Origin of the sequence: Aliamphritea hakodatensis (genome assembly GCF_024347195.1) — a bacterium.
GTDB lineage: Bacteria > Pseudomonadota > Gammaproteobacteria > Pseudomonadales > Balneatricaceae > Amphritea > Amphritea hakodatensis.
The window spans coordinates 3,449,345-3,470,845 of the sequence record NZ_AP025281.1 but is presented as its reverse complement, the minus strand read 5'-3'; the positions used below and the strand labels follow the sequence as shown (position 1 = coordinate 3,470,845).

Below are 21,501 nucleotides of genomic sequence, written 5' to 3'. Positions count from 1 at the left end.
GCCGTGTGTGATCAGTCGTAACGTTTCTGATCGTAAACGTGGAAGTCCCATTCGGTATCCGGGTAGTACTTACGCAGACGCCAGTCACAGGCACGGGCGTGTCCTTCCATGCCTTCAGCACGTGAAATACGTGAACCTGCAGTACTGAATGCCAGGTTAGCGGACTCGTCAATTTCCTGATAGGTCAGAATCTTAAGGAATTTCTGAACGTTCAGGCCACCACTGTAACGGGCAACCCGCTTGGTTGGCAGAATGTGGTTGGTACCGGAGCACTTGTCACCATGGGTAACTGTACTGCCTTCACCGAGGAACAGTGAACCGTAGTTCGTCAGGTTCTCAGCCCACCACTGCAGATCTTCAGTGATGACCTGAAGGTGCTCACTGGCATAGTCATCACTGACTTTTACACATTCTTCCCGGCTGTCGCACAGGATGATTTCGCCGTGTACATCCCAGGCAGACTGTACAACCTCATGGTTAGGCATATCGGCGGCAACTTTTGGCATCAGTTCAGCCACTTTTTCACCGATACGGCGGCTGGTGGTGAACAGCCAGACCGGCGAGTCGTAGCCGTGCTCTGCCTGAGAGACCAGATCCACAGCAAGGGTCATCGGGTCCGCGCTGTCGTCGGCGATGATGGCTGATTCAGTCGGACCGGCAAATACGTCGATACCTACTTCACCGAACAGTAAGCGTTTGGCTTCAGCAACATAGCCGTTACCCGGGCCCACCAGAATATCGGCGGCTTCGCCGGTGAACAGGCCTTTGGCCATGGTTGCGATGGCATGAACACCGCCCATTTCCAGAATAATGTCAGCCCCGGCCAGATCCATTGCATAAACAATCGCAGGGTGGATGCTGCCGTCTTTTGGCGGTGAGCAGGCGATGATTTTCTTCACACCGGCAACCTTCGCAGTGGCTACGCTCATCAGTGCAGATGCCGCATGGGAGTAACGTCCGCCCGGCACATAACAGCCGGCACAGTTGACCGGGATGATTTTCTGACCCAGCTTAACCCCCGGCTCAGACTGAATTTCGAATTCCTGCATGCTGGCACGCTGTGCCTCTGCAAAGGTGCGTACCTGCTTATAGGCGAACTGGATATCCTGTTTGGTCTGTTCCGGTACCTGCGCAATCAGGCGGGCACGTTTCTCATCGCTGAGAATGAAGTCGCCTTCCCAGTTATCGAACTGCAAAGCGTAACCACGGACCGCCGCTTCACCTTCATCGGCAATACGGGCCAGCATCGCTTTGACGGCTGTCTGGATTTTTTCATCGGTTTCGGCAACCGGTGCGTTAGATTTCTTCAGGTACTCCATGGCCCACCTCATCAGCTTGTCAGATCTGCCTGCAGGGTTGTGTTCTGCGGCATTTGATTTGTTATTGATACCGATAGTAGAAGGGCGGCACGGTGCTGACCAATACTATTTTTGATCTTTAGCGGTTACTTTTTTGCATAGCTCAGGTTTCATGTGGGCTTTGGACGGTCACCCCAGGGCAGGAGCAGCCTGTTTAAATTGGCTTCAAATGTTAATGATTCTCGATTCATTGATGTGGTACTGTATAGACCGGCGGTTGAGCAGTAATTTGGTAAGGGTAACGAATGGAACTTAAGTGGTTGATTGATTTTACGGCGCTGGTTGAGCACGGCAGTTTTTCGAAAGCAGCAGAATCACGCTTTGTAACACAGCCTGCGTTCAGCCGTCGCATCCGGTCACTGGAAAACTGGCTGGGGGTCAGCCTGGTCGACCGTGATCAGTACCCAACGACTCTGACACCCACCGGCGTTGCATTTGCCGAGCAGGCGCAGCAACTGATCAATCAGACCTATGCCGTTCGTCAGCAAATGCAGGCGATCAGCCAACCCCGGGAACAGGTACAGGTGATATCGCAGCATGCACTGGCGGTGTCTTTTTTTCCTGACTGGATGCAGACACTTGAAAAGTCAGGTTCAGACACCCTTATTAAAGTTGAAGCCGGCAACCTCCATGATGCAATGGATGCATTTCTGAGCGGTAACGGTGACTTTCTGCTCAGTTATGCCAGCCATGAAGTGTTTCAGCAAATGCAGCGGGATGACATCGAAAGCCTTCATGTTGGTACTGACCGCCTGGTGCCGGTGTCGCTGGTGAAAGAGGGCCTGCTGCTTTTCGGAGAAGACTTACAGCGGCCGGTGCGGTTGCTCAGTCATCCTTCAGAATCTTTTTTCGGGCGCTTGTTACAGCAGCGCTGTCTGGCGGATCTGACCGATAAGGTGCAGCTGCATTCAGTGTGTGAAAATGCGCTGTCAGAAGCACTCAAAGCGCTGGTGCTGAAAGGGCATGGCATGGCGTGGGTTCCGGAAAGCCTGATTGCTGATGAATTGGCCTCAGGTCAGTTAGCGATTTTGCCGGAACCTTTCGCCAGTGTTGAGCTGTCTATAAAACTGTACCGTTTAGGGAAGCCTGCCAATGCCGCCTGTGAAGCTTTCTGGGAACATTTACAGGCCTGATGATTCCGCCTTTTTTGGAAGCTATGCCGAATAGTAACCACTGCTAAGCAAAATAGCATTGGAGCTGTTTTACCTCTGCTGCCTATACTCCCGGGCAATGACTGAATTGCCCTTTGGAGTAACCCTATGCAAGCTTATCTGGATATTCTCAACCGTGCTGTTGCGGATCACAGCCGTGGTGACCGTCCTGTAGTTCAGGCGCCGGCGGCAGCCGAGTTGCAGCAGATGCTGGATCTGAGCCTGCAACAGGACGGGGCTGATCTGGAGGCGCTGGAGCAGGCCGTGCAGGATTACCTGCACTATAACCCGGACAGTGCCCAGGCGGATTACTTCAAATTACTGTATTCCGGCCGCAACGACGCAGCGTTACTGGGAGACTGGATCACCAGCCTGAGCAATGCAACCATGCATACCTATCAGGTAGGGCCGGTGGCGACGCTGATGGAACTGGAACTGATTAAGAACTGGAACTCACTGGTCGGCTTCAACGAAGGCGATGGTCTGATGGTGTCCGGCGGCAGCCAGGCGAACCTTATTGGCATGATGCTGGCACGCCATAAAGCCTGTCCGGAATTTAAAACCCGGGGCGCAGACGGCCGGCGCTTAATCGCTTATGTTTCAGATCAGGCACATTACTCTGCACAAAAAGCTGTGAATGTTTTGGGGATCGGTTCAGACAATTTAGTGGCAGTAGCAACCGATGATGAAGGGCGTATGTGTCCCCGGGCGCTGGAAACCGCCATTGAAGAAAGCCTGGCCGCCGGCCATCAGCCGTTCTATATCAGCCTGACCGCCGGTACGACGGTTGTCGGTGCTTTTGATCCGGTGGTTGAATGCCGTGCCGTCGCCGATAAGTTTGATCTGTGGCTGCATATTGATGGTGCCTGGGGCGCGCCGGTGCTGTTTTCTGAACACTCCCGCCACCTGCTGGCGAACTCCGGTCTGGCCGATTCTTTCGCCTGGGATGCCCATAAACTGATGAACGTGCCGATTACCGCAGCGGTTATTTTGGTGAAGCAGGCAGGTTTGCTCAAAGAGTGCTTCAGCGGTGGTGGTGGAGAATATCTGTTCCATGCAGATGAGAATGCTGCCTTTAACCTGGGTGAACGCTCAATGCAGTGTGGCCGCCGGGCAGACTCTCTGAAAGTCTGGTTAAGCTGGAAGGCGCTGGGCTATAAAGGATTTGCTGCCAAAATTGATCACTTACAGGGGCTGAAGAGCCTGTGTGTCAGCCGGGTTGAGCAGACGGATCAGCTGGAGATGATTGCCCCGGCGGAATATCTGAACGTGGTGTTTCGCTTTAAGCCGGAAGGCATTGATGATGAGCAGACACTGCGCCGGTTAAACATTGCGATCACCAAAACGATGATGCGCAATGGCGGGGCGTATGTGGATTATGCCCAGTATAAGGGGCGTAGCGGTATTCGTCTGATTCTGGCGAATGATGCGGCTCAGGCTGAGAACATTGAACGTTTTCTGCAAGCCTGTCTCACCACTGGCGAGCAGTTAGTCGCCAGCGGTGAATACTGATAAATCCGCCTATTTACTCTCTTCCAGGCTGTGAATGTGCCGGGCAAGCTTACGGATGCCTGGCTCAATCGCTTCCGGTGTGATGGCTGAAAAGCCCAGTTTGATATAGTTTTTCGGCAAGTTGGCCGCAAAGTGGTAGCTGTCACCGGAGATGATTAACAAACCGTCTTTGGTGGCCTGCCGCTTTAGCTCTGCCGCGTCAATGTGCGGCGGTAATTCGCACCAGAAGGATGAGCCGCCACTGGGCTGGGTATAGCTGTCCGGTAAATAGGTATCCAAGGCTGCCGCCATAATTTCACTGCGCTGCTGAAATGCCCGGGCGAGCTTGCGCAGTAACGCATCGTGATAGCCCTGCGCCAGGAATAATGCCACCGCACGCTGGTTATTCAGCGGTGGGTGGCGGACCATTAACTGACGCAGGTTGCGGGCTTCCTGAATCAGTGCTCTGGGGCCGACCAGAAAACCCATTCGCAGGCCCGGTGCCAGGGTTTTGGATAAACTGCCGATGTACAGAACCCGGTCGTGGCTGTCGAGGCTTTTCAGCGCCGGCGTCGGGTTTGTGTCATAGTTCATTTCCATCTCATAGTCATCTTCAATGACAATGAAATCTTCTTCCTTTGCTTTATTAAGCAGTGCCCGGCGTCTTTCCAAAGGCATCGTAACCGTGGTCGGACACTGATAGCTCGGGGTGATGTAGAGCGCATCACAACAGTTCAGGCGGTCATCGACCATCAGGCCCTGTTCATCCACTTCCAGACTGGCAACCTTTGCACCGAATACCGAGGCAATATGCGCAGCACTGACATAACCGGGGTCTTCAATGCCGAAGCAACTGGTCTTATCCAGCAGCAGTTGTGCCAGCAAATATATCGCCTGTTGTGAACCCACCGTGATCAGGATTTCCTCAGGATCAGCCTGAATACCCCGGTTCGGCAAAATACGTTTCTGAATCTGTTCAATTAAAAGCGGATCATCACTGTCGTAACGGTCTGATGTCCAGTCGCGGATGGCCTGAACGCTGACCGCATCCCGCCAGCATTTTCGCCAGTTATCAATGGGGAACAGTTTTGAGTCCAGCTGGCCGTAAACAAACGGGAAAGGGTAACTCTGCCAGGAGTGCGCCAGGCTGGGGTTTTTCTGGGTACAGGGCTGTACTTTCAGCCTGCTGTACCAGTCAACCTTATCAACCGCTTCATCAGAGGTGGGTTCACTGCGTTCGCTACCGGCCAGTTTCTTGGCAAGAAAGTCAGGGTCAACATAGTAACCACTGCGTTCTTTAGAGATCAGGTAACCGTCAGCAGCCAGTTCATCATAGACAAGCACAATGGTATTGCGGGCAACATTCAGTGATTTTGCCAGCCCGCGGCTGGATGGCAAAGGCTCATCAAGCGGCAGGTAACCGCCAAGAATGGCGGTGACCAGTTGTTCCCGGATCTGCTGTTGCAGCGTTGCAGCGCTGTTATCGCGATCCAGATGAAAGAGTGCTGACATAGTTTTGGCTGCCTATGAATGATTGCAAATGGAGCACGGGAAATGCGCATATGGTATCGGGCCTGTGCCCGGATCGCCATAGGATGACGCTTTTATATAAGTAGCGCGTACAAATAAGCATGGATGAATAATGTGTATTTTTCAACATTATCAAATAAAAATGAGACTTAAAATTCCGTATTTTCTTAAAATTGTTGATTTTTATCTTAATTAAAATGATACTTTGTGTATCAGAAACATAAAATTCTGATGCCTTGGCGTGACAGCAGTAAGGCCGGACGCCCTCCGGGGCGTCCGAGAATGAATAACAAAAGTGTGGCCACCGGGGTTTTGCTTCGGACACGATTTCTCTGGTGAGCAACATACAGAAAATGGTAATGCTGATGTCTCTACAACAAGCATATGACTACATAGTAATCGGCGCAGGCTCCGCAGGCTGTGTGATGGCGAACCGGTTATCGGAAGATCCAAACAGCAGCGTTTTACTGTTGGAAGCAGGTAATAAAGACTCGAATCCATGGATTCATGTGCCGATCGGTTACTTTAAAACCATGCACAATCCGAACACTGACTGGTGTTATAAGACTGAGCCGGACCCGGGCATTAATGGCCGGCGTCTGGAATGGCCGCGGGGTAAGGTGCTGGGGGGCTCCAGTTCACTGAACGGTTTGCTCTATGTCCGTGGTCAGAAAGAAGATTATGACGACTGGGCAGCGCTGGGAAATAAAGGCTGGTCGTACCAGGATATTCTGCCGTACTTTAAAAAGTCGGAAGATCAGGAACGGGGGGCCAGTGAATATCACGGTGTTGGCGGTCCGCTTCAGGTATCCAATATAAAGATCCGCCGTGAGCTCTGTGACAAGTTCATTGATGCAGCGGAACAGGTTGGCATCCCCCGTAATGAAGACAGTAACGGCGAAACTCAGGAAGGGGTTGGTTATTTTCAGCTGACCATTAACCGTAACGGTACCCGTTGCAGTACAGCCGTTGGCTTTTTGCGCCCGGCGTTAAAACGGTCAAACCTGAGTGCCCAGACCAATGCACTGGTAGAGCGTATTGAATTTGACGGTAACCGTGCGGTGGGCCTGACCGTAAACATTAAGGGCATCAGTCACACGATTAAGTGCAATAAAGAAGTTGTGCTGAGTGCCGGTGCGATCAACTCTCCGCAAACCCTGATGCTGTCCGGTATTGGCGATCAGGAAGAGCTGCAGCGACATAACATACCTGTGGTGAAGCATTTACCAGGGGTGGGTAAAAACCTGCAGGATCATTTGCAGATCCGCACCATCTATAAAGTGAACAAGCCGATCACCCTGAACGATGAGGTTAACAATCCGATCCGTAAGGTGATGATGGGGCTTGAATACGCATTGTTCCGTACTGGCCCGCTGACCATGGCGGCCAGCCAGGTATGTATCTTTACCAAGACCGATGCTGCCATGCAGCGACCGGATATTCAGTATCACCTGCAACCGCTGAGTGCGGATAAACCGGCCGACGGCACCCACCGTTTTTCTGCCTTTACCGCCTCGGTATGTCAGCTGCGGCCAACCAGTACCGGGCATATCGAACTGAAGAGCAATAATCCTGCAGAGTATCCGGCGATTCATCCGAATTATCTGGCCACCGAAGAGGATCAGAAAACCGCGATTGAATCCATCAAGGTTACGCGCAATATAATTAATGCGCCGGCATTGAAACCGCTGATTCAGGAAGAGCATGAGCCGGGTATTCAGCATCAGACCGATGAGGAATTACTGGAGTATGCCCGTAACCGGGCGACCACCATCTATCACCCTACCGGTACCTGCAAGATGGGCCATGATGATATGGCCGTCGTGGATGACCGTCTCAGGGTACATGGTATTGAAGGTTTACGGGTTGTAGACGCTTCCATCATGCCGGTGATTGTCTCGGGTAATACCAATGCACCAACGATTATGATTGCCGAAAAAGCGTCGGATATGATCAGGGAAGATGCGGCGGCTCAGACCGTTGCCCAGGCCGTCTGATTCAGATACCGCCAGCCTGTAACTGCTCTGGCGGTGTATTTCGTGTGATCCGGATTATGTTTCAGCCTTAGCCTCCGAGCCTTACCGCCGGAGGTTTTTTTATGGGTGTTATTCAACGGTGCTTTCATCATCCATCAGCTCAGCCAGTTCGGCAGCAGCCTCCCGCATGGCAGGAACATTGCTGAGGGCTTCCTCAAGGCTCATGCGGGCGGTAGGGGCGTGCATTGCCAGTGCTGCATACAGGCGGCCCTGGCTGTCGCGGATAGGCACTGAAACGGCGATCATTCCCTGGAAGAACTCTTCATTATCTATTCCGATACCTTCTTTGCGAATCTTGCTCAGTACGGGTTTCAGGGCCTCCGCGCTGGTCAGGGTATTTGGAGTACGTTCATCCATTGGCAGTTTGCTGAGCAGCCGTGAGCGCTGCACACTGCTCATCTCACTGAGAAACAGCTTGCCGCTGGCGGTACAGTGCAGTGGAACGTGATCATTTATTTGCAGCTGAATCCGCAGTGGCCAGTGGGTTTCGACCCGGTCAAAGTAGATCATATGATCCCCGTTGGGGATTGAGATATTACAGGTTTCCCCCAGTTGTTCAGATAAGCGCTGCAGAATGACGTGGCGCTGACCGCGCAGGTAATCATTATTGCTCAGGATCCCCAGTGCGATACCGTTCAGTTTCGGGCCGGGTAACAGGCCGCGGCCATCCATTCGGGGCTGCAGGAAGCCTTCATCTTCAAGCTGGCTGCATAACCGGTGTACCGTCGGCTTGGGCAGGTTCAGATCGCGGTTAATTTCAGTAGGGGTAATTGGCTGTTTAGCGTTGGCGACAATTTCCAGAATGCGCAGGGCACGCTGAATGGATGAGTTTTTACCTTTGCTGGAGGCGTCTGTCATGACTGTGAGTTCCGGCGAGTTATCTGTGTTGACTGTATTCTACGGTATTAAAAGTCTCATTTGCAGTGATATATGAAATTTAAAAGGGTATTTAAATAGAAAAGTGTTGGAAATAATATTAATTAAATACAGTAAGTAATTAATTGTATTTAAATATACTGAGAGTTTTTTTCTTGAAATTAGTATTTTATGAGATTTTTTTTCATTGCTTTCTATATACCCGACGGCTATCGGGCAGGTATGGGGGAGAATAGTCGTGAATTATAAAGGTTATTGTTTTATAAAGAGTTTTTAGTGATTCAACGGGATATTTGATGTCAGTTTTTTAAGTATCATCAGTGAGTTTTGAAAATATATTTCTTGCAGAAATTAATATAAATGAGACTTTTGTTATCATAATATAATTGAAAACGTGTAAATCTTGTGTTTTATTTATATTGTCCATTGAGCAATACGCCAATTTAGCGCAATAAAAATAACTAAAGGTATATGCAATGAATAAGCGAGTAAGTGCATCCGGTTCAAATCAGGAAGGAGTTTCCCGCCGGGACTTTTTCCGTGTAGCGTCAACTTATGGTCTGAGTTCTACTATGCTGGCTGCCTCTGCCCTGGGAAGTTTTTCACTTTCGCAGCTGGCACAGGCGGCAGACGATACGTCCAAGAAACGCTATAAGAAAGCTGCGAAGCACACACTGACGTTCGGGGCGTCAGGATTTAATGAAAACAATCTGCTGATCGAACGCGCGGGTTCGATCGACTTCCTGAAAGATGTTGAAGCCCGTACAGACGGTGAAATCCGCATTGAGTTTGTGGGTGATAACCAGATCTGTGGTCAGCTTAACTGTGTGAAGAAGACCCAGCAGGGCATCATTGATATGTTCACGGCATCCACCCAGAACTCTGCCGGTGGTGCACCTTATCTGAATGTCCTCGATTACGCCTACATGTTCCCAACCCGGGCATCTCAGTATCATTTCCTTTATCACCCGGACAGCCAGAAGCTGCTGCGTGATCCGCTGCGTACCCGTCACGGTCTGCAGTTCCTGTTCTCTCACTGTGAGTTACGGGGTCTGCAAATGGGTCTTGGCTGGCAGGATAAGCCACTGATCACCAGTATTGATCAGCTGCGTGGTACCAAAAACCGGGTAACCGGTACCCAGCTGGGCCGGATTGCAATGCAGTTGCTGGAGCTGAATCCGGTACCGATTGCCTGGTCTGAGACGCTGGACGGTCTGAAGCAGGGCCTGATTGACGGTGCAGAAACCTGGGCCGGTGCAGTGGCATACGCCAATATGTCACCGGTGGTTTCACAGTCAGTGGATCTGCGTTTCTTCTGCGGTACCGAAGCGACCATGATGGATGCCAAGCTGTTCGACAGTTTTAGCGGTGAGTTGCAGGATGCGGTCATGGAATCTGCGTATCTGACGCAGGTTAAGATTCAGGCCGCCCAGGAAGCAGCACTGGTGAATACCGTGGGTGCGACCACGCCGTCACTACCGGGTACCCTGTTCGATGTTCATAATGTACGGGTTGCTGCTCTCTCTGATGCTGAGCGTGCCAAAGCAGAACGGATTTGTGCGCCGGAATTCAATCCCGAACCGTGGGAAAAGTGGCGTAACCGTCTGGACAAGTGGTCCGGTGGTCTGGATACCTACGGTTCTATCCATAAAATCGCCCGTGAAATTCCACGGGACACCCTGGCGGAGAATGTTGAACCCCGCCGCTGGTGGAAGTCAGTTTAAGTTAAAACAATAAAAACTGACTATGCTGTCATGACCAGGCCCCGGCAGTCAGGCTGCCGGGGCCGTTTCTTTTAGTGTGTTCCTTGTTTTTTTCAAAACCGCTGATTGTCCGATCAGCTGTTTTTTTGGGTGGAGGGCCTGGCTATGTCTCTGGGTTCGATGCTGCGTTACGCAGAACGAAATATCGAAAAATTTATAATTCTTGTGTCCTATACCTCAATGGCGGGCATTATCTTTGTGGAAGTTATCCGACGCTTTTTCTTCAATGAGCAGGCGCCGTGGAGTACCACAATACCTATTTATCTGTTTCTCTGGCTGACCTGGATGGGAGCCTCATATAACACCTTACGCCGGTCGCACCTGCGCTTCAGTGAAGTCCGTGAACGGATGCCCTATCAGGGGCAGTTTATCTGTCTGATTCTGGATGCCGTGTGCTGGTTTGTGATGGGGGCCATTGTCATCTACTACTCCGTTGAGCAGGTTTACATCTCTTACGATAACTTCGCCATCGTGCAGGGCACGGACGATGTGATGCAGTGGTGGTTCTATCTGGCAACACCGCTGGCCTGGGCTTTAATTCTGATTCGGGTGATACAGAACCTGCGCAAGGATGTGGATGATTTCAGAAACGGCCGTTCATTAACCACGCAAGCTGCGCTGTTTGACTGAGGAGAGTCTGATGGATGGTTTACTGATTACATTGATCAGCCTTGCGGTTACAGCACTGTTTATTGTGGGTGTACCGATTTTCCTGGTCATTTCTTTATGGGTGGTGGGCGTCAGCCTGGTCATCGATTTTACGCTGGCCAACGTAGGGGTGACCTTATATGAAGGCTTAAGTTTTTACGGTCTGCTGGCGTTACCGCTGTTTATTCTGACCGGCGACCTGATTAACGCGGCCGGTATCGCCAAGCGTCTTTCTGATTTTGCCTATGCCTGCCTTGGCTGGTTACGCGGCGGTCTGGGGATGGCCTCACTGGGTGCCTGCGGTATGTTTGCGGCGATCTCCGGGTCAAACTCGGCAACCACCGCAACCATCGGTGGCATTATGCACCCGGAAATGACCAAGGGTAACTACGAAACCAAGTTTGCAGCAGCAACGGTTGCCGCGGGCGGTACGGTGGGGATTATTATACCGCCGAGTATTATCTTCATTGTTTACGGTTTTATGATGAATCTGCCGATTGGTGATTTATTCATGGCCGGTCTGATTCCGGGCATTCTGATGGTAATTGCCATGCAACTGGTGTGTTACTGGATCTGTAAGAAGAATGGCTGGGGCAATATCCAGAGCTTTCAGATTAAGCGTGCTGCGAAAGCGGGTATGCGTGCCTGGTTAGGTTTCCTGGCGATCGGTATTGTTCTGTGGGGTATTTATTCAGGCGCCTTTTCGCCGACGGAAGCGGCGGGCATGACAACCGGCTTCTGTCTGCTGGCGGGGGTATTGGTCACCCGGGAAATCAAAATATCGGCACTGCCGGCTATTCTGATGCGTTCCGGGCAAATCACCGGCATGCTGGCACCGCTGATTGCAATTTCGGTTGTGATGCAACAGGTATTGTCTTTGCTGGGCGCGAAGGAGTTTCTCACCGAGCTGATCTACATGTTAGGCGGCTACTATCCGATTCTGTTCGCCTGTCTGCTGATTGTCCTGCTGGCGGGTACCGTACTGGAAAGTTTGCCGAATACCATTATTCTGGCGCCGATTCTGGCACCGATAGCCGCATCAATCGGAGTGGACCCGATTCACTTTGCGGTGCTGTTTCTGATCGGTGATGCCATTGGTTTTATTACACCGCCGTATGGTCTGAATCTGTACGTGGCCAGCAGTATGACAGGCATACCCTATCTGCAGCTGGTTCGTTCAACACTGCCATATCTGTATGCGCTGATGGTAACCTGGGTTCTGGTGGCCTTCTTCCCAAGTCTCAGTTTATGGATGCTAAGCTTCACCTAGCAGATGCCGGGTAAGTTAAAGAGTAAGCAAAGGCGCCTGTCAGGGCGCCTTTTTTGTGCTTGTGAGGGTGTAATGAGGCGGACAGTTTTTCATGCAATGCAGGCGTAAGAAATTGTTAGTTAAAAAAAGTATTAATAAACATAAGGTTAGCCGAGTTCCTGATGTTGTTAGGTGGTAAGGTGTAATTAATTTCAATTAATTGCTTACTGTAATTAATAGTGCTATCTTAATTTTGTCACGTCAAAAAATAACAATAGATTCTGCTTAACCGCAGATCGCAGACAGGCAAAACGGAGATCAATAATGTTCCCGATTAAATCTACACTACGGCGTTGCCTAGCCGCCGTATCACTTATGACTTGCGCCACACTGGTGCAGGCAGAGTATCCAAGTAAACCTGTTACTCTGATCTCGCCATATGGTCCGGGTGGTGCTGCTGATCTGGCGGCACGAAATCTGGCGGCAGTAGTGCCGGACTATCTCGGTGCCGATGTCATTGTGACCAACCGAACCGGCGCCGCCGGTGTGACCGGCTCTGCTTATGTGTCCAAGTCCCGTCCGGACGGGCATACATTGCTGCTGGCCCGGGTTGGTTCTCAGGCTGCCGTGCCGGCAATTAACCGCCGTATTCCTTATAAGTGGGATGACTTCACTTTCTTAGGTCTGCTGGAAAAGAACCCCTTTGCGCTGGTGGTGAACGCAGACTCCGAATATAAGACCTTTGATGACCTGGTGAAGGCTGTTAAAGACGGCGAAAAACTGAGTTATGCCTCGGCCGGTGTCGGTTCGTTGCTGCACATCGCCGTGGTGATGATGCTGGATGAGCTGGGTTTACCGGCAGGTGCAATGCAACATATTCCGTTCAAAGGGGGCGGTAAGGCCGCAGCGGCGCTGACCGGTGGTCATGTGGATGTTATGTTCCAGAACCTCTCCGGTGTGATTGGCGGTATCAAGTCTGGCCAGTTACGGGCGATTGCCGTGACGTCTGAAGAGCGTTTCAGTGACGTGGCAGATGTACCTACAGTGGCTGAGCTGGGGCACAAAAATCTGGAAGTCATCGTTGGTTGGAGTGCCCTGTACGGGCCGAAGAATATGCCAGCTGAAGTGACCGATAAGTGGCGCGATGTGTTGTCTAAAACCAAGCAGGACAACACCTGGATTGAGCAGACCAAGCGTCTGAACTCCATTCCTGATATCCGCAGCTCTGCTGACACAAAGTCATTTGTTGAGCAACAATACACCGGCTTTAAAGACGTTGTTGACCGTCTTGGCTTAGCGATCAAATAAGTCTGACGGGCAGTTAGCCAATACCCGAAGCGACTCAGCTTCATCCGGCCCGGAACAGCCTTCCGGGCCGGTACTACCGAACAAAGTCTGTGGCGTGACAACGCAAGGCGCAGGTGTATGCCTGATGCCCGGACGAATGTACTGATGACAACGAGAAAAAGGTACTAATGATGTCGTCTAAGCAAGAAAGACCTAATATTGTCCTGATCATGGCGGACCAGCTGACACCGTCAGTGTTACCGGCCTATGGTCATAAAACTGTTAAAGCACCGCATATCCAGGCGCTGGCCGATAACGGCGTGGTGTTTGAGAATGCCTACTGTAACTTCCCACTGTGTGTACCCTCCAGAGCATCCATGATGGCAGGGCGGTTAGCCAATAACATTGAGTGCTGGGATAACGCCACCGAAATGCCGGGGCAAATTCCGACGCTGGCGCATTATCTGCGCGGCAGTGGTTATCACACAGTGCTGTGCGGCAAGATGCATTTTGTCGGCCCTGATCAGGTACACGGTTTCAATGAACGGATAACCACGGATATTTATCCGTCTAACTTCTCCTGGGTACCTGACTGGATAGAAGGTGAAAAGTACCGGCCGACCGGCATTAATATGAGTGCTGTGGTGGATTCCGGAAAATGTGTGCGCAGTTTGCAGATGGACTACGATGATGAAGTGGAATATGCCGGGGTGCAGAAAATCCACGATCTGGCCCGCTTCCAGAACGATAAACCGTTCTTCCTGACGGTATCTTTCACCCATCCGCATTCTCCGTACATCATCACTGAAGAGTACTGGGATCGCTACAATCACGATGATATTGAAATGCCGACGGTTGATCCTATTCCGGTAGAAGAGCTGGATCAGCACAGTAAGTGGCTGCACTACGCTCACGCGCAGGAAAAGCACGAGGTTACTGATGAAAACATTAAGACCTCGCGCCATGCCTATTACGGCATGACCAGTTATATTGATGACAAAGTCGGCAATATCATGAATACCCTGAAGGCCACCGGGCAGGACAAAAATACCGTGGTGATCCTGACCGCGGATCACGGTGAAATGCTGGGTGAGCGTGGTATGTGGTACAAGCAGAGCTTCTTCGAAAACTCAGTGAGGGTGCCATTTATAGTCTGCTATCCGGAAGGCTACGAAGCGGCACGGATTAAAGAGAACGTATCGCTGGTGGATCTGTTACCGACCCTGGTAGACATCGCCACTGAAGGAAACATGCCGGAGTTCGCCTCCCCGATGGACGGTAATTCCCTGACGGGCCTGCTGACAGGCGACCGCTCCGGCTGGGGGGATGTGGTGATCTCCGAATACACCGGCGAAGGCGTGGTCGAGCCTTGCCGTATGGTGAAGAAGGGCAGCCTGAAATTCATGTATACCCACAACTATCCTGATCAGCTGTTTGATCTGGAAAGCGATCCGCTGGAGCTGAATAATCTGGCGGATACGCCGGATTATGCAGCGATTCAGGCTGAGCTGAAGGCAATTTGTCTGGATGGCTGGGACCCTGAAGACATCAAGCGCCGGGCGATTGCCACCCAGAAAGAACGCTGGTTAATCAAAAATACCACCAATGAACAGGATGACAGCTGGGCCTATGAAGTGAAGCACAGTAAAGATGCCCGCTATGTGCGGCACATCGGTGCGGTGCAGACTAAGGCTAAAGCCCGTTATCCGTATGTTGAGCCCACGCCGTTTAAACCTGAATAAGCGGTGTTATGACGCCGGGTGTTTCCCGGCGTCTGTTTTTCAGGGGGCTGTTTTTAGCTGTTTGTAATCAGACAATTAAACACAGCGGCCTGCCAGTAACCAAGATACATCAGACCGTGCGTATGTATGGGCCAGCGAGGTGAGAATATGACCAGCCCTGTTGAATTTAATCCTGCCAATACCTTTCACAGCCAGCCGGCGACGCCCTTTCATGTGCTGGCCAAGCCTACCGGGCCAAAGTGTAATCTGCAATGTGAGTACTGCTTCTATAAGGAAAAGGAAGACAACGTTTACCTTGAAGAACGCAAAGCCAACTCCCTGAATATGGATGAGCTGCTGCTTGAGCAATATGTTCCGGAATATATCCGTAGCCAGCAGCACGCACCGGGTAGAGAGATTAATTTTCTCTGGCAGGGGGGCGAACCGACCATGCGGGGGCTGGCGTATTTTGAAAAAGCCGTGGCCCTGCAGAAGCAGTATTGTCCGGAAGACAAGGTTATCCATAACCATTTTCAGACCAACGGCATTCTGATCAATGAGGCCTGGGCACAGTTTTTTGCGGAACATGGGTTTCTGATTGGCCTGAGCATTGACGGGCCGAAGGCGATTCATGACAAGTACCGTAAAACCCTGAAAGGCGGTGGCAGCTTCGACAAAGTGATGAAAGGGCTTAGCTGGCTTAAGAAATATGCTGTGCCCTTTAACACCATGACGGTGATTGGCCGGCATAACCAGAACGCCGGGGCTGACGTTTACCGTGCCCTGCGGGACATGGGGTCTGTAAACATGCAGTTTATCCCACTGGTGGAACGTTTTGACCCACAGCAGCATTTGTCTTCTCCGCCGGAGCAGGGGGAGCAGAAATACCATAAGGTCACGAAGTGGAGTGTCACTGAAGGGGGTTATGGCCGCTTCATGAATGATGCCTTTGATGAATGGATTAAGGCCGATGTGGGCAAGGTGTCAGTACAGCTGTTCGATGTACAGCTGGAAATCTGGCTGGGTAAGCCTTCCAGTCTGTGTATCTACACCAAAAATTGTGGCGGTGGGGTGGTCATGGAACATAATGGCGATGTGTATTCCTGCGATCACTACGTGTATCCGGAATACAAATTGGGCAATGCCTATGAAACAACACTGGAAAGCATGGCTTTATCTGCAGAGCAGCAGGCGTTCGGGGCGGCTAAGTATGAAACCCTGCCGGATAAATGCCTGAACTGTGATTATCAGAAAGCCTGTTACGGTGGCTGCCCGAAGCACCGTTTTAACGAAACCCGCGACGGTACTTACGGGCTGAATTATCTGTGTAAATCCTATATGGCATTCTTTGAGCATGCCGGCCCCTGGATTCATCAGATGGCACAGTTGATCCGTCATGGCCGTTCAGCGGCGGATATCATGCAGCATCCGCAGATCCGTGCCCGCCGGGAAGGCATGCAGGTGGTCGATCCGGGCAGTGTCAGCCGCAATGGTCCCTGTGTCTGTGGCAGCGGGAAGAAGTTCAAACGTTGCTGTGGCAGCGCCTGATTCAGGGATATGAATAAAATATGCCCTGTGGCAGGTACACATGGGCCACCCGGGTAAAGAAGTAATACAGCACCACCGGCAGAACGATGGCCAGTGGCAGAAGGACTTTCAGACGGCGCTCGCCGCCCAGCCCCATCAGGGCCAGTAATGCCAGCACTGAGCTGAGCAGAATACCTAAATGATCAATCAGCCAGTAATAGCTGAAAAATATACCCACGGCGGCGCTGAGAATGACGGTGCGGGGGCCGTCCAGCGGATACGTATCTGTGCTTTCTGCGGCAGGCTGAGCGGTTGTCTGCACCGGGCTGCGCCCTTGTCGGTACCGGGCAACCAGTCCCTGAATCAGAATAACCGCGCTGGTCAACAACAGTATCCCCATGATGATGTTTGGCCAGAATGCCGGCGACAGTGCCAGGCTGTCCAGCTGTTGCGGCACCACGATAAAACGGGGAATAAGGTAAAAAATTGCGCTGAGGGCGAGGGTTATCCCCGCCAGACCAATACCAATATCTTTTTTGTACATTCAGATGTTCAGCCAGTATCCGTCAGTTGGCTCAGCGCTATATCCCGGCTGGCGAGAAACTCGTTAAAAGCCAGATAAATCGCTGCCTGTTCAGGGCTGACGTTGCTGACCAGAATGTTTGCCTGCAGGTTATCACCGCTGCTGCACTCCTGACTGTCGTCGTGGCGGAAGTTATCCAGGACGCCATCTATATAAGCAGGGACGGTCGCCATCGGGCCTGCCAGCAGGATGGTTTCAGGCTGCAGCAGGGTATCAACAACATCGATGGTCTGGCTGAGCATCTGGCCGGCGTGATAAAACGCATCGGTGGCGGCCTGATCACCGCTGACGGAAGCACTTTTTAACTGCATCAGAGTATCTGCCGCCCGGCGGCCGCTGGTGAGATCCGGTTCGCCGGTCAGCTTGCTGAGCACGGCAATCCCTGCTGCAACCTCGTCCAGCAACAGGGCTGATTCTGCCTTATCCGCCTGGTGCAAACGCAGCTTGCCTATTTGCCCGGCAGAAAAACGTACGCCGCGGCGCAGCTGATTATCCAGTAACAGACTGGCCCCCATCCGCAGCGATGCGTTGAGCATGACCACGTTACGCTGGCCCTTGGTAATGCCGAAACGGGTTTCGGCCAGATTTAGGGCGTTGGGCACGGTTTCCACACAGATAGGAATGCCCAGCCGTTCGGACATCATCGGTGCTATATCCATCTCTCCCCAGTCCATTGTCGAGGAGAACAGCAGGCGGCCGGACTTAGGTTCAACCGCACCGCCAATGGCCACGCCACCGCCGATGAGCTGTTGCCGGTCAATGCCCGATTCTTCGATCATTGTCTGTGCTGCTTCAACGACCCTGTTGAGTACGTCGTCCGGATTGTCGACGCATTCCAGAGCCAGCTGCTGGCGGGCAATGATGTTGTTATCCAGCCCGGACAGGCTGACCCACTGGGCGAAGGCGTTAATGCTGATGCCGATCACATATGCACCGGTGGGGTTGAGATTAAGCTCGATCAGACGGCGCCCGGAGCGGTTCTGGGGTATCGAAGCGCTGCTTTCAACCACCAGACCTGCATTGATCAGATCGCGGGTAATACGTGATACTGATGCACCGGTTAACGCCGTGCGTTCGGCGATCTCTGTCCGGGCGATAGGGGCATTGTAAAGTATTTCTGCTAATACACTGCGGCGGTTTGCGCGACCTAAATCGACACGGGAACGCTGCTGTTCGCTGGACATGAGTGGCTCCAATCCGGAAAAGTACTGATGGATGTGTACTTATTGCTTACTGAAAGTAATATAAGTAACAATAATGCTTTCTGCCATTGGGTTCAACGCAGGGCGGGGGATTTAACTTCACCACCGGGAAAGAAGCAACGTTTTGAAATCTGATATTTACAAATCATACGGTTATCCGGCTTTTTCGGTCGCTGACCCGCTATTCAGCTGGCCGGCTGCACTGTGCTTATCCGTTTGGATGAAAAATAATCGGTTTGATTTTCTTGCAGGTTGGAGGGCTTTTAGCTATAAATAATAAATTACTTACTGTAAGTAATTAGATTGCAGGGCTGAAACAGCTTTGTAGCGGTCAAAAAATGCGCAACACAATAACAATAAGAGGGCTGTACTTTGAGAAAATCCACTGAGAGAAAAGCCATGAACGCCGGGCTGACCGGTGGCTGTTATCACAGCAGTGGCGTAGCTGCTGAGTCTGGTTATACACACTCAGCGAATGAATATTCAGGCCAAAACAGGGAGGAAAGGTTATGCTGACTCCCAGAGCCTGGGATCTGATCATCGGCAGCGGCGTTGTCGCGCTGGCCCTGTTGGGGCTGCTGGCGATTATTCCTTCCGGCGTTGTGTTACCCGGCGGTGTTGAAATTGCCGCATTATCGCCGGATTTCTGGCCTCAGATCGTCATGATCTGTCTGGCGCTTGCCGGTGCAATCGTTTTGTTTCAGGGCATGTTCCCGGCGGGCAACCGTAATGATGAAGGTGAGGGTGAGTCACTGTCATTTGGCATTGCATCACTGAAACTGGTAACGGCAATTCTGTCGGTATTTGTGTATTACTTTGCAATCACCCATCTTGGCATTGTGATCTCGTCCTGTGTTGTTCTGCTGGGGCTGATGCTTCTGGGCGGTGAACGCCGGCTGACAATATTGCTGCCGACGGCGGTGATTCTGCCGGTGTTGCTGTATTACTTCTTTACCTACGTAGCCAACGTGCCGCTGCCCCTGGGTATGTTTGAGTCATAGTACGGAAGTGCATTGGGAGATAATAAAAAATGTTTGAAAATATAGCTGATGCATTTGTCCTGTTTCTGAACTGGGACAATATTCTTGCAGTATTTGCCGGGGTGCTGATCGGCACTGTGACCGGCGCTATTCCCGGCATGACGACGCCGATGGGTGTCGCACTGGTATTGCCATTTACCTTTTCACTGAACCCGGTCACCGGCATCCTGCTGTTACTGGGGGTCTATAAAGGCGGACTTTATGGCGGCTCTATTACAGCCATTCTGATCAAGGCACCCGGTACGCCGGCGGCAGCCTGTACCGTGCTGGACGGCTTTCCACTATCCCGTAAGGGTGAAGCCCGTAAAGCACTGGATATCGCACTCTATGCCTCTGTTTTTGCAGACTTTATGTCGAATCTGGCGCTGATTCTGATGGCCGGTTTTCTGGCGAGTTTTGCGTTGCAGTTCGGCCCGCCTGAATTCTTTACCCTGATCATTTTTGCCCTGACGATCATCGCCGGTGTTTCCGGTGACCGCCTGGCGATGGGGGTTATCTCGGCCTGTCTGGGGCTGATACTGGCCACCGTGGGCCTGGACATTGTTTACGGAACCGAGCGTTTCGTGTTTAACGAATATGAGCTGATGGCCGGGCTGAACTTTATTCCGGTGTTAATCGGTCTGTTTGCTTTACCGGAAATTCTCAATCATTTTACCAAGCCGGTATTCCAGGATCTGGAAACCAATGCCCTGAAAGGCGCACATGCTACCTTTGCTGATTTTAAGCGCTGCTTTAAATCGATTTTCCGCGGCAGTTTATTTGGCGTTGTACTTGGGGCGATTCCGGGGATAGGCGGTGCGCCGGCTGCTTTCCTTTCCTACAGTGAGGCCAAGCGTACGTCCCCCCGGTCTGCCAATTTCGGTAAAGGTGAAATTGAAGGGGTCGCGGCTGCTGAAGCCGGTAACAATGGTGTTGCCGGAGCCACGATGATTCCGTTGCTGGCACTGGGTGTTCCGGGGGATGTCATCACCGCGGTGATTCTGGGTGCATTTATGATCCACGGCCTGACGCCGGGGCCGATCATGTTCCAGAATAATATCGACATGATCTATGCGATCTTCATCGGCATTATGCTCAGCTCCGCCTATCTGTTCCTGATCGGTAAGCTGTCAATCAAATACATCAGCAGGATTTCCGATGTGCCTAACCGGGTGCTGTATCCGGTGGTGCTGATCCTCTGTACGTACGGTGCCTATGCGGTAAACAACAACCTGTTTGATGTACTGGTCATGCTGGTTATGGGGCTGGTGGGTTTTACGCTGTTGCGTCTGGATATACCGACCGCACCTTTCCTGATTGCTTTTGTGCTGGGGCCGTTGCTGGAAGATAACTTCCGTCAGTCGCTGTTGTTATCGGAAGGCAGTATCGACATTTTTGTACGCAGCCCGATCTGCATTGTGTTCTGGTGTCTGACGGCAATTACGCTGGGTATGCTGATTAAGAGCTATTTCAGTAAACCTAAAACAATGGCCACCGCTGAAAGCGGTCGCTGATTCTAATCCGGAACTCCCGGTTCGCCGGGAGTGGAGGCTGTTATATGTATAACAAAATCTGCGTCGCGGTAGACGGTTCAGATACGTCGTTTCTGGCGGTTAAATCAGCGGCTAAGCTGGCTTCTCAACTCGGCGCTGAACTACTGATTGTGCACGTTATCCGCAACATGAAGGTGCCCCGCGAACTGAAGCGCTTTGTCAAACAAAACTCGCTGGATCAGCTCCGGCAGGAAGCGCTGGAAGGGGCGGGCAAGGAAATTGTAGAGCATGCTACCGGCATCGCGAAAGAACTGGGCATTGAGGTCTGCGATAAGGCAATTGTTCAGGGGGACCCTGCCGGTGCCATTGTTGCCGCTGCTGACAGCCACGAATGTGATCTGATCGTGGTGGGCACCCGGGGGCTTGGACAGGTGGAAGGTATGCTCATCGGCAGCATTTCACGCAAGATTACCTCGATTGCCCGGGTAAACGTCCTGGTCGTGAAGTAACCCTTCCTGGCCTGATCCCAGCTCAGATATGACAGGTCTGAGCTGTTGGGCCGGCAGC

General features: G+C 51.8%; 17 protein-coding genes. 12 read left to right on the top strand and 5 right to left on the bottom strand.

The features are described 5' to 3' along the window. Positions 1-11: 11 nt before the first annotated feature. Positions 12-1,319 carry a histidinol dehydrogenase gene (gene hisD / locus PCI15_RS15940; RefSeq protein WP_271270924.1) on the bottom strand — a complete coding sequence of 436 codons (1,308 nt, stop codon included), beginning with the start codon at positions 1,317-1,319 and terminating at the stop codon, positions 12-14. Positions 1,320-1,603: 284 nt separating this feature from the next. On the opposite strand from hisD, the gene PCI15_RS15935 reads away from it, so the two are divergent. Beyond that, positions 1,604-2,491, top strand: a complete 888-nt coding sequence (locus tag PCI15_RS15935) for a LysR family transcriptional regulator (protein ID WP_271270923.1) — start codon at positions 1,604-1,606, stop codon at positions 2,489-2,491. 126 nt (positions 2,492-2,617) lie between these two features. Beyond that, positions 2,618-4,021 carry a pyridoxal phosphate-dependent decarboxylase family protein gene (locus PCI15_RS15930; protein ID WP_271270922.1) on the top strand — a complete coding sequence of 468 codons (1,404 nt, stop codon included), beginning with the start codon at positions 2,618-2,620 and terminating at the stop codon, positions 4,019-4,021. A 9-nt stretch (positions 4,022-4,030) separates the two neighbouring features. Here PCI15_RS15930 and pdxR read toward each other — a convergent pair whose 3' ends face one another. Beyond that, the gene (gene pdxR, locus PCI15_RS15925; protein WP_271270921.1) at positions 4,031-5,512 is read right to left on the bottom strand and encodes a MocR-like pyridoxine biosynthesis transcription factor PdxR; all 1,482 of its coding nucleotides are present in this window, start codon (positions 5,510-5,512) and stop codon (positions 4,031-4,033) included. Positions 5,513-5,895: 383 nt separating this feature from the next. Here pdxR and PCI15_RS15920 point away from each other — a divergent pair, with 383 nt between their 5' ends. Next, positions 5,896-7,527 (top strand): GMC family oxidoreductase, encoded by a 1,632-nt coding sequence (locus PCI15_RS15920; protein ID WP_271270920.1) that lies wholly within the window; start codon positions 5,896-5,898, stop codon positions 7,525-7,527. Positions 7,528-7,635: 108 nt separating this feature from the next. Here the strand turns inward: PCI15_RS15920 and PCI15_RS15915 are convergent, their stop codons facing one another. Then, positions 7,636-8,424: an IclR family transcriptional regulator gene (locus PCI15_RS15915; RefSeq protein WP_271270919.1), complete on the bottom strand. Its 789-nt coding sequence runs from the start codon at positions 8,422-8,424 to the stop codon at positions 7,636-7,638. 494 nt (positions 8,425-8,918) lie between these two features. Here PCI15_RS15915 and PCI15_RS15910 point away from each other — a divergent pair, with 494 nt between their 5' ends. From PCI15_RS15910 to PCI15_RS15885, 6 genes are all read left to right on the top strand, one after another. Continuing rightward, positions 8,919-10,166, top strand: coding sequence for a TRAP transporter substrate-binding protein (locus PCI15_RS15910; protein ID WP_271270918.1), 1,248 nt, complete (start codon positions 8,919-8,921; stop codon positions 10,164-10,166). Between the two features lie 144 nt (positions 10,167-10,310). Next, on the top strand, positions 10,311-10,835 hold the full coding sequence (locus tag PCI15_RS15905) for a TRAP transporter small permease (protein WP_271270917.1): 525 nt from the start codon (positions 10,311-10,313) through the stop codon (positions 10,833-10,835). A gap of 10 nt (positions 10,836-10,845) precedes the next feature. Then, positions 10,846-12,123 carry a TRAP transporter large permease gene (locus tag PCI15_RS15900; protein ID WP_271270916.1) on the top strand — a complete coding sequence of 426 codons (1,278 nt, stop codon included), beginning with the start codon at positions 10,846-10,848 and terminating at the stop codon, positions 12,121-12,123. A 354-nt stretch (positions 12,124-12,477) separates the two neighbouring features. Continuing rightward, the gene (locus tag PCI15_RS15895; protein WP_271270915.1) at positions 12,478-13,410 is read left to right on the top strand and encodes a Bug family tripartite tricarboxylate transporter substrate binding protein; all 933 of its coding nucleotides are present in this window, start codon (positions 12,478-12,480) and stop codon (positions 13,408-13,410) included. Positions 13,411-13,580: 170 nt separating this feature from the next. Next, a complete protein-coding gene (betC, locus tag PCI15_RS15890; RefSeq protein WP_271270914.1) occupies positions 13,581-15,131 on the top strand; it encodes a choline-sulfatase in 1,551 nt (516 codons plus the stop codon). Positions 15,132-15,278: 147 nt separating this feature from the next. Continuing rightward, on the top strand, positions 15,279-16,658 hold the full coding sequence (locus tag PCI15_RS15885) for an anaerobic sulfatase maturase (RefSeq protein WP_271270913.1): 1,380 nt from the start codon (positions 15,279-15,281) through the stop codon (positions 16,656-16,658). A 1-nt stretch (position 16,659) separates the two neighbouring features. Here the strand turns inward: PCI15_RS15885 and PCI15_RS15880 are convergent, their stop codons facing one another. Further along, on the bottom strand, positions 16,660-17,181 hold the full coding sequence (locus tag PCI15_RS15880) for a tripartite tricarboxylate transporter TctB family protein (protein WP_271270912.1): 522 nt from the start codon (positions 17,179-17,181) through the stop codon (positions 16,660-16,662). 8 nt (positions 17,182-17,189) lie between these two features. Continuing rightward, positions 17,190-18,404 carry an ROK family transcriptional regulator gene (locus tag PCI15_RS15875; RefSeq protein WP_271270911.1) on the bottom strand — a complete coding sequence of 405 codons (1,215 nt, stop codon included), beginning with the start codon at positions 18,402-18,404 and terminating at the stop codon, positions 17,190-17,192. A 527-nt stretch (positions 18,405-18,931) separates the two neighbouring features. Between PCI15_RS15875 and PCI15_RS15870 the strand changes: the two genes are divergently transcribed. Genes PCI15_RS15870 through PCI15_RS15860 form a run of 3 tightly spaced genes read left to right on the top strand, consistent with a single transcriptional unit; the run spans position 18,932 to position 21,443 of the window. Continuing rightward, positions 18,932-19,423, top strand: a complete 492-nt coding sequence (locus tag PCI15_RS15870) for a tripartite tricarboxylate transporter TctB family protein (RefSeq protein ID WP_271270910.1) — start codon at positions 18,932-18,934, stop codon at positions 19,421-19,423. A 29-nt stretch (positions 19,424-19,452) separates the two neighbouring features. Further along, positions 19,453-20,955 (top strand): tripartite tricarboxylate transporter permease, encoded by a 1,503-nt coding sequence (locus PCI15_RS15865; RefSeq protein ID WP_271270909.1) that lies wholly within the window; start codon positions 19,453-19,455, stop codon positions 20,953-20,955. A gap of 44 nt (positions 20,956-20,999) precedes the next feature. Beyond that, a complete protein-coding gene (locus PCI15_RS15860) occupies positions 21,000-21,443 on the top strand; it encodes a universal stress protein (protein WP_271270908.1) in 444 nt (147 codons plus the stop codon). Positions 21,444-21,501: the final 58 nt, after the last annotated feature.